The organism is Adlercreutzia sp., from assembly GCF_056795635.1.
In genome coordinates, this window is sequence record NZ_JBQIIT010000039.1 from 1 (window position 1) to 9,173 (window position 9,173).

Here is a 9,173-nt window from a genome sequence, read left to right on the forward strand (position 1 = left end):
GCCATCGCGCGGTCGGTGGTGTTCAAGGCCAACGTGGTGGCCGAGGATAAGACCGAGAGCCGCGGGGTGCGGGAGTGCCTGAACTACGGCCACACCCTGGGCCATGCCGTGGAGGCCCTGGCCGGCTTCGGCGCCTTCTCCCACGGGGCCGCCGTGGCCGAGGGCATGCGCTTCGCCGCCCGGCTCGGCGCCGCCACCGTGGGCACCTCCGAGGAGCTCATCGCGGCCCAAGACGAGCTGCTGGACGCTCTGGGGCTGCCGGCCCTGGCCTGGTCGGCCCCGGCCGAGGAGATGCTTTCCGCCATGAAGCGGGACAAGAAGGCCCGGGCCGGCGCGGTGCGCTTCGTGCTGCCCCGCGACATCGGCGACTGGGAACTGGTGTCCGTGCCCGACGAGGTGCTGCTTGAGCAGCTGCGTGCATGGGAGGCGTCGAAGTGAAGAAGATACTGCTCATGAACGGGCCGAACCTGAATATGCTCGGCGTGCGCGATCCGGCCATCTACGGGTCGGACACCCTGGCGGCCATCGAGGCCATGGTGGTGGCCTACGGCGCCGAGCACGGCGCCCGGGTGGACTGCTTCCAATCGAACCACGAGGGCGCGCTGGTGGACAAGCTGCACGAGGCCCACGGCCGCTACGACGGCATCGTGTACAACCCCGGCGCCCACACCCACTACTCCTATGCCCTTCACGATGCCGTGGAGTGCATCGACGTGCCCGTGGTGGAGATTCACATCTCGGATATCAGCCAGCGCGAGGAGTTCCGCCGCACGTCGGTCATCGCCCCGGCCTGCGTGGCCCAGGTGAAGGGCCTCGGCAAGGAGGGCTACCTGCGCGCGCTGGATGTGCTGCTGGAAGGCGACGGGGAGGGGTAGCCGTTCTCCTCCGGCCGTTGCAGAGGCGGGAACGTCCGTGCTCAAGCAATGGCTCGCTCGGCGGAAATGTCCACTGGACATTTCCGTTCGCTGCGCAACCTGCGCGCGGACGCCCCCGCCTCCCCAACGGCCTGCTTTTACTCTGTAGGAAAGGAAAGCCCATGACCGTGTTCGACGAACTGCACAATCCGGTGGCCTGCGAGTGGCACGTGGGCCAGCTGCTGCGGGCCATGAACCTGCGCCGCGACGGGCGCCCCTCGCCCATGGTGGTGCGCGATACGTCCAACATCCGCTGGCTCACCGCCTTCGACGGGGTCTTCGACGACGAGGACGCCCATGCCCTCTACGTGGCCCCCGACCGCGTGGTGCTGCACACCGATTCCCGCTACGCCAAGGCCTGCGAGCAGGCGGCCCGGCGCACGCCCATCCGCGTGGACGAGACCCGCGAGAGCCACGCCACCTTCGTCGCCCGCCAGTGGAACGGCTCGTGGCTCCACGGCATGCCCGGGGCTGAGCTCCAGATCGAGGACACCATCAGCCTGGCCGAGTACCGCGCCCTGCAGAAGGCCTTCCCGGCCGATTTCCCCATCGGCGAGACCGACGGGGTGGTGCGGCGGCTGCGGTCGGTGAAGGAGCGCTACGAGGTGGCCCGCATGAAGGGGGCCCAGGCCATCACCGATGCCGCCTTCGCCCACATCGTGGAGTTCATGCGCCCCGGCATGATGGAGCGCGAGATTCAGCTGGAGCTGGACGAGTGGATGCTGCGCCACGGGGCCGAGGGCCTGGCCTTCACCTCCATCGTGGCCACGGGCGCCAACGGGGCGAATCCCCACGCGGTGCCGGGCGCGACGATGCTGGAGGCCGGCCAGTGCGTGGTGCTCGACTTCGGGGCGAAGTCCTACGGCTACTGCTCGGATATGACGCGCACGGTGTTCATCGGCGAGCCCGAGGGGCAGATGCGCGAGGCGTGGAACGCGGTGCGGGCCGCCAACGAGGCCGTGGAGGCGATGCTGCGCCCCGGCGTCACGGGCAAGGAGGCCCACGAGCGGGCCGAGGCCGTGCTCGCCGAGGGCGGTTTCGCCGGGGCCATGGGCCACGGGCTCGGCCACGGCGTGGGGCTCGACATCCACGAGGAGCCGGTGCTGTCCCTGCGCAACGAGGAGCCCCTCGTGGCGGGCAACGTGGTCACCGTGGAGCCGGGCATCTATCTGCCGGGGAAGTTCGGCATGCGCCTGGAGGACTTCGGCGTCGTCACCGACGACGGCTTCGAGGTGTTCACCAAGTCCACCCATGAGATGGTGGTCATCTAACCGGTGCTTCAGGGCGCGCGCATACTGGTAGTGGAGGACGACGGGGCCATCAACCGCGTCGTCTGCTCCTACCTGGGGAAGATGGGCGCGACCTGCACGGCGGCCTTCTCCGGCACCGAGGGTCTCATGCACCTCGCGGGCGGCGAAGACTTCCATCTGGCGATCACCGACCTCATGCTGCCCGGGGCGAGCGGGGAAGAGGTGGTGGCCGCAGCGCGGGCGGCGGGGCTGCCCGTGGTGGTGCTGTCGGCCCGGGCCACCGTGGCCGACCGGGTGGACCTGCTGCGTCTCGGCGCCGACGACTATCTGGTGAAGCCCTTCGACTTGGAAGAGCTGCTCGCCCGCTGCGAGGCCGTGCTACGTCGCGGCGGCTTTGTGGCTTTCGACGATGATACCGATTCCGCCGCGACGCTGCGCTTCGGCCGCTGGGCGCTGGACGAGGCCGCCCACGCCTTCGCGGTCGATGGCGTTCCCGTGCCCCTCACGCCGAGCGAGTTCGCCATGGTGCGCGCGCTCATGGCCGAGCCGCGCCGCGTTCACACCAAGCGCGCCCTGTCGGCGGCCGCCGGCGGCGACGAGGCGGCCCTGGAGGACAAGACCGTCGCCACCCACATCGGCAACATCCGCGCCAAGCTGCGCGGCACCGGCACCGACGGCTATATCGAAACGGTCTGGGGCATCGGCTTCAAACTGTGTGACGAGCAGCCCCCGCTGTGAAAAACACCTGATCCTAAATCTTGGCATATTCTTGGAACGTTCTGGGAGGCTTCTGGAAATCCGTTTCCTAAGATGGACGGTAGAATGGCTTCGAGAGAAAGGAACGGACCATGGAAGCACTGCGCTGCGAGGGTCTCACGCGCGTCTTCTGGGGAAAGCGGGCCGTCGATGGGGTGTCGCTCGCCCTGGCGCCGGGCGATATCTACGGGCTGGTGGGGCGCAACGGCGCGGGCAAGTCCACGCTGCTGAAGATGATCGCCGGCTACCTGGCACCCACGGGCGGCACCGTGGCGGTATGCGGCGAGGCGCTCGGTCCCTGCCAGACGAGCCGCCGCGTGGGCTGCCTCATCGAGCGCCCGGCCATCAACCCGGCGCTGACGGCCGTGCAGAACGTGACCGTGCGGGCGATTGCCCAGGGGCTGCCCGACCCGAAGGAGGCGGCGGCTGCGGCCGTGGCGGCCGTGGGGCTGGGCGAGGCCGCCCGCGACCGGGCCAAGGGCTACTCCCTCGGCATGAAGCAGCGGCTCGGCTTGGCCTTGGCGCTGGTGGGCCGGCCCGATGTGCTGTTGCTGGACGAGCCCTTCAACGGCCTCGACCCCGAAGGAGTGCGGCTCGTGCGCTCGCTGTTGGTGCGCCTGGCCGAGCAGCGCGGCACGGCCATCGTGGTCAGCTCCCACGTGCTCGATCAGCTGGAGCGCATGGTCACCCGCTACGGCGTCATCCGCGCGGGCCGCCTGGTGGCCGAGATGACCACGGAAGAGGTGGAAGAGGCCTGCACCGACTACCTGTGCGTGGAGACGGCCGACGGACCGCGGGCCCTGGCGGTGCTGGAGCGCGCCTTTGCCGAGGCCTTCTTCACGGTGATGCCCGACGATGCCATCCGCGTGACCGGGCCCGTGGACGGCGACGCGGTGGGTCAGGCCCTCTTAGCGGCTGCCGTGCCCGTGCGCGGCCTCTACACCCACACGCGCGATATCGAGGACTACTTCGTGGAACTCATGGGCGGCACCGGCGCCGTGCGCCAGACGCCGGCGGCCACTGCGGAGGCGAAAGGGGGCGAGAGCCGTGGCTAACCTCTTCCGAGCCCAGCTCTATCGGCTGTTCTGCCGGCCTTCCACCGCCGTTCTGCTTTTGGTTGTGGCGGCCCTTGCCGGGCTGGTGGCCGTGCAGTTCACGGAGAACTGGACCGATTGCCGCACCTTCCGTGCCGTGCTCGGCCGCGCCTCGGTAGTGGAGGTGTGCGGTCCCTTCGTGGGGCTGTTCCTAGCGGCATTCTTCGCCGACGACTTCCAACAGGGCACCGTGCGCGGTCTCATGGCGGGGAAGGGGTCGCGGCGAGCGTGGGGCGGTGCGGCCCTGGTGCTCACGATGCTGCTCGCGGCGGCCACCCTGCTGATGGAGGCCGTGGTGACCGGGGCCGTCTATGGCGCCATGGGCGGCGTTCCCGTGGCGTTCGATGGGGGCGAGTTGGCGCTGTGGTGGCTGATGGCGACGCTGCTCATTACCGCCTTCACGATGCTGGCCACGTTGGCCGCGATCCTCGTGCCGGCGAACCCCTTGGCGGCGGCCATCATTGCGGCCACGCTGCTCACCTCGGGCTTGGGCTTCTGGTTTTGCCAGGCGGCGGTGCTGTCGTTGCCGTCGCCGGTGGGCGTCTTCGTGGGGCAGGAGGTGCTCCCGCTCTCGCTCACCCAGATTCGCCTCAACCTTCTCAATGGCCTTCCCATCGAGCCCTGGTGGCTTGCCGACGCGGCCTTGGTCATCGTTGTGGCCACGGTGGCCATCATGGCCGCCATGGCCCGAAAGGAGCTGAGGTGACATGGTGAACCTGTTCCGAGCTCAGTGGTATCGGCTTGTGCGCAACCGGGCGTTCTGGGGGCTATGGGCGGTGTTTTCCATCCTGGTGTTCCTGTTCGTCTCGCAGGTGGGCGAGGAGGCCGTGCGCCAAGGGGCCTATCGGAATCTGCCTTCGTGGCGCGGGGCTTCGGAGGGGGTCGGCATGAGCGTGGGCGCCGAGGTAGTGTTGGGGGAGTTCTGGGTGCCGCAGATACTGTCGATGTTCACGGCGCTGCTGGCGGCGGCGTTCTTCGCCGATGATTTCAAGTACGGCGGCGCCCGCTTGTTGGACGTGGGCCCTTCCTTCCGCAGGGCCTACGTGGGAAGCGCCGCGCTGCTTATGGCCGTCGTCTCGACGCTGTTTCTCATCGCTGCTGCCCTGGCGGCATGGTTGGCGCTTCTGCCGAACGGGGCACTGTCCATCGAGTTCCCTGATGGTGCCGGCCGTTTCGCTCGCTGGGGTCTCCAGCTCATCCTGGCATCGGTGACAGGTGCTTTGGTGGCCGTGGCCGCTGTGGCGGCAACGGGGCGCATCGGGTGGGGCGTGGTGGCCGTTCTGGTAGCCGGCGCCATTCCCGAGTGGTTGATGGGCGTTGTCTGGGTGTGGGGCGGAGAAGAGCTTGCCGGCGCCCTGGTAGGATCGATGCCCCCGCTGCAACTGATGCACCTGTGCTACGGGGATTTCACGCCCACCATTGCCGAGGTGTTGTCGCTGCTGCCGTGGCTCGCGGTGATGCTGGGGGCGTGCTGGCTCGCGATGAGGAGGAAGCGGCTATGAGAGGACGAAGCGCCGAGGGAGGTGCACGATGATCTGGTTGGGTGTGCTGTGCGCGGCGCTGGCGGTGGCGTTCGTGGGTTGGGTTGTCGCGACGGAGCGCCAGATGCGGGAGATGACCCGTGTGCTGGCCTATCGGGCCCGGGCGGCGGAGCGGCTGACCCTGCGCTTTCCTACGTCTGCGGCGCGGGAGCTGGCCCGGGAGGCCAACGGGCTGCTCGATGAGATCGAGACGGTGCGCATCAGGGCGGCTGAGGAGAAGCGGCAGCTCCAGAAGAACCTGGCCTCGTTCTCCCACGACGTGCGCACGCCCCTCGCGGGCGCCCAGGGGTACTTGCAGCTGTACGGGATGGCCGCCACCGACAAGGAGCGCGACGAGTGCGTCGCGGCAGCGGCCGAGCGCCTGACGGCCATGCGCGGGCTCGTGGATGCCCTGTTCGAGTACGCCAAGGCCGATGATGGGGCCCGTGAGTTGGTCGTGGTGCCCGTGAATGTGGGCGAGACCGTGGCCGCTTGCGTGGCCGACCTGTACCCGGCCTTCGTCGAGCGGCAGTGGGAGCCGACCGTGCAGCTGGACGAGAACGTGGTGGCTCCGGCCGACCCCGAGGCCCTTGCCCGTATCGTGGAGAACGCGCTCGTGAACTGCCTGCGCCACGGCACCGCGGCACCGGTGATCGCGTTGCGCAAGGAGGCGACGGCCGACGGTTTCACGCTCACCATCGCCAACGAGGCCGAGGGTTTGGAAGCCCTGGATGCGAGCCGCCTCTTCGAGCGCTTCTATCGCGGCGACCCCTCGCGTCGGACGGGCGGCAGCGGCCTGGGCCTGGCCATCGCCGATGCCCTCGCGCGGGCCCAGGGCATGACCCTTACGGCCTCTCTCGCCGACAGCCGCTTCACCATCACCCTGCGCGACTAGCCGTTCAAGCTGCTCCGCGCCATCGAACTTTCGCGTCAGTATCGCTTCAATTCCGGGTGTCCGCGGCGTTGCCTCTTCCGGATCGTTTGGGGCTGGGCGGCGGTTCTGGCGACCTCGGCGGCTGCCTCTTTTCGGAATTGGCGACGGTACCTCCCGCTCCCGGAATTGACGGGTGTCAGCGGGGGTGCAGTGCTATAACTGAAAAGGTCAACGTAGTGAAAGCGATGCCGGAAAGGACGGTGAGGACATGATGACGGAACGGAAGATCAATCGGGGGAGCGAGATTCGGACCAAGGGGAAATCCATGGGACGCGAGCGCTCCGGTTGCGCGACCGATCCGTCTGACAGACCCTCGCCCCGGGCTGCCCTATTTCTGGCCGGCCGCATCGCGCTCATGCTGGCGGGCATCGCGGTCATGGCCCTGGGCATCGACGTGGTCGTGAAGGCCGATTTGGGCAACTCTCCCATCTCCGCCACGCCCAACGTGCTCGCCCTCGGCTTTCCCGCCGTGAGCTTCGGCACCTTCATGCTGGGCTGGCAGTGCTTCCTCGTGTTGGTGCAGGTGGCCCTGCTGCGCCGGGAGTTCCGGCTGGTGGACCTGTGGCAGATTCCCATCTCGGTGTTCTTCGGGCTGTGCATCGACTGGTTCATGGAACGGCTGGGTGCGTCTGCGCCGACTACCTACCTTGCCTCGTGGCTGTGGCTGGCCGTCGGCATGGCGGTGCTCGCCGCGGGCATCGTGATGACGGTGGTGTCGGGCACGGTGATGAACTGCGGCGAGGCCGTGGTGCAGGCGGTGGTGCGCAAGACCGGCGCCCGGTTCGGCACGGTGAAGGTGGGCTTCGACCTGTCCTGCGCGGCCCTGGCGGTCCTGTGCGCTCTGGCTTTCGTGGGGCATCTCGCTGGCGTGCGGGAGGGCACGGTGGTCTGCGCGGCGCTGACCGGGGTGATGGTGAACGGCTACATGGCCCTCTATGGCCGCGTGCGCCAGGGGGCGCGTCGGTGGCGAGCCGGAGCTGGCTCGCGCGCTGACGAGGCGGCGACGTCCCTGGCGGAGCAGGGCTGAGCCATATTTTCTTTGCGGAATGCCCGCAAGATGGCTATAATGTAACGGTTTGAATCAGGCGCGACGTGCGAGCGTAAGGGTTTCCGCGGCGCGTGAGCATGAAAGGAAACATCCGTGGCAAGCATTTCTACCGCCGATTTCAAGAACGGCATGTGCATCATCAACAACGGCAAGATGTGCACCATCGTCGAGTTCCAGCACGTGAAGCCGGGCAAGGGCGGCGCGTTTGTGCGCACCAAGCTGAAGGACATCAAGACCGGCCGCGTGGTGGACTACACCTTCAACGCCGGCACGAAGTTCGATTCCGTGCGCCTGGAGTCCAAGAAGATGCAGTACCTGTACAACGACGGGGCCGACTACTGGTTCATGGACAACGACACCTTCGAGCAGATGCCCATCGCCGCCGACATGGTGGGGGGCGCCTCCGACTGGCTAAAGGAGAACGACGAGGCCACGCTGCTGTACGCCGGCGACGAGCTCATCAGCCTGGAGCCCCAGATGTTCGTGGAGCTGGAAGTGACCCACACCGAGCCGGGCTTCAAGGGCGACACCGCCACCAACACGCTGAAGCCGGCCACCCTGGAGACGGGCAAAGAGGTGCAGGTTCCCACCTTCATCGAGATCGGTGACGTCCTGCAGATCGACACCCGCGACGGCCGCGTCATCAAGCGCGTCTAGGTGTTCCGTTCGCCCTGACGGGACGAACGGACCGGCCGACGCTGCGGCTCCGACAGGCACCTGGCCTTGCCCCTTGTTTGGGGCACGGCGTTGGCCAAAGCCAACTTGGCCCCAAGGCGGGGCAATTCCAGGCACCTGTCGGACCCTCGCTGACGTTACGAACGACCAGTGAAACGTAAGAAGCCCCTTATCGGGGCTTCTTTTATTAGATAAGAGCAGGTTCCCCCACTATTCTCGGGCGAAGAAGGCGAAGGCGACGCCGTCGGGGCCCACGTGGGTGCCGATGACGGCGCCGACGAGGGTGAGCGGCAGTTCCAGGGCGTCGGGGCTCTCGATCAGGCCCTGTTCCGCGGCGATGGCCAGGGAATCGGCGATGTACTTGCGGCCGATCTTATCGGACAGGCCCGAGTAGGCCACCCACACCGGGCGCGTGAAGTCGATGCCGCCGGCCTTCTCGATCTCCTCGAACACCATGGAGCGCGAGGCCTTCGACCCGCGGGCCTTCCCCAGCACGACCACCTTGCCGTCCACCACGCCCACCACGGGCTTGATGGACAAAAGCCCGCCGATGGCCGCCGCCGCGCCGGAGATACGGCCGCCACGGCGCAGATACTCCAGGCCGTCGAGGGCCGCCACGAGGCGGATGTCCTTCTTCTCCTGATCGAGGCAGTAGGCGATATCGGCGGCGGAAAGCCCCTCGTCGCGCAGGGCCCAGGCCCGCTCCACCAAGATGCGCTCGCCCACGGTGGCGTTCTCGGAATCCACCACGAAGACCGACTCCTTGAAGGGGGCCGCGGCGATACACGCACTCTGGTAGGTGCCCGAGATGTGGCTCGACAGCGTGACGCATACCACGGTATCGCCGGCGGCCACGGCCTCCTGGAACAGGTCCTGGAACACCATGGGGGGAATCTGGCTCGTGCGCGGCAGCTCGTCGCTCTCGATGAGGCGCTCGAAGAACTCGGTGCGGCTGATGTCGACGCCCTCGGCGAACTCCTCG

The 9,173-nt window shown here is 67.9% G+C and carries 11 protein-coding genes; 10 read left to right on the plus strand and 1 reads right to left on the minus strand.

From position 1 onward, the window contains the following. The 10 genes from ACTOXK_RS11565 to efp form a co-directional block, all read left to right on the plus strand. Positions 1-438, plus strand: a 438-nt coding sequence (locus ACTOXK_RS11565) for a 3-dehydroquinate synthase family protein (RefSeq protein ID WP_482279958.1), incomplete at its 5' end; no start/stop codon positions are given. Continuing rightward, positions 435-875 (plus strand): type II 3-dehydroquinate dehydratase, encoded by a 441-nt coding sequence (gene aroQ / locus ACTOXK_RS11570; protein ID WP_482279959.1) that lies wholly within the window; start codon positions 435-437, stop codon positions 873-875. The genes ACTOXK_RS11565 and aroQ, both read left to right, overlap by 4 nt. 230 nt (positions 876-1,105) lie before the next feature. Continuing rightward, positions 1,106-2,185 carry a M24 family metallopeptidase gene (locus tag ACTOXK_RS11575; RefSeq protein ID WP_482276746.1) on the plus strand — a complete coding sequence of 360 codons (1,080 nt, stop codon included), beginning with the start codon at positions 1,106-1,108 and terminating at the stop codon, positions 2,183-2,185. A 3-nt stretch (positions 2,186-2,188) separates the two neighbouring features. Next, positions 2,189-2,902: a response regulator transcription factor gene (locus ACTOXK_RS11580; RefSeq protein ID WP_482276606.1), complete on the plus strand. Its 714-nt coding sequence runs from the start codon at positions 2,189-2,191 to the stop codon at positions 2,900-2,902. Positions 2,903-3,012: 110 nt separating this feature from the next. After that, complete coding sequence (locus tag ACTOXK_RS11585; RefSeq protein ID WP_482276607.1) at positions 3,013-3,975, plus strand: ABC transporter ATP-binding protein; 963 nt, start codon at positions 3,013-3,015, stop codon at positions 3,973-3,975. After that, complete coding sequence (locus tag ACTOXK_RS11590; protein ID WP_482276608.1) at positions 3,968-4,720, plus strand: hypothetical protein; 753 nt, start codon at positions 3,968-3,970, stop codon at positions 4,718-4,720. The genes ACTOXK_RS11585 and ACTOXK_RS11590 overlap by 8 nt, the downstream gene beginning before the upstream one ends. A gap of 1 nt (position 4,721) precedes the next feature. Further along, entirely contained in the window at positions 4,722-5,516 is a 795-nt protein-coding gene (locus ACTOXK_RS11595; RefSeq protein WP_482276609.1) for a hypothetical protein, read from the plus strand. Positions 5,517-5,544: 28 nt separating this feature from the next. Continuing rightward, the gene (locus ACTOXK_RS11600; RefSeq protein WP_482276610.1) at positions 5,545-6,429 is read left to right on the plus strand and encodes a sensor histidine kinase; all 885 of its coding nucleotides are present in this window, start codon (positions 5,545-5,547) and stop codon (positions 6,427-6,429) included. A 304-nt stretch (positions 6,430-6,733) separates the two neighbouring features. Continuing rightward, a complete protein-coding gene (locus ACTOXK_RS11605; RefSeq protein ID WP_482276611.1) occupies positions 6,734-7,495 on the plus strand; it encodes a YczE/YyaS/YitT family protein in 762 nt (253 codons plus the stop codon). Between the two features lie 114 nt (positions 7,496-7,609). After that, complete coding sequence (gene efp, locus ACTOXK_RS11610; RefSeq protein WP_482276612.1) at positions 7,610-8,173, plus strand: elongation factor P; 564 nt, start codon at positions 7,610-7,612, stop codon at positions 8,171-8,173. Positions 8,174-8,401: 228 nt separating this feature from the next. On the opposite strand, the gene ACTOXK_RS11615 is transcribed toward efp, so the two are convergent. Beyond that, the coding region (locus tag ACTOXK_RS11615; protein ID WP_482279960.1) for a DegV family protein at positions 8,402-9,173 on the minus strand (772 nt) is incomplete at its 5' end.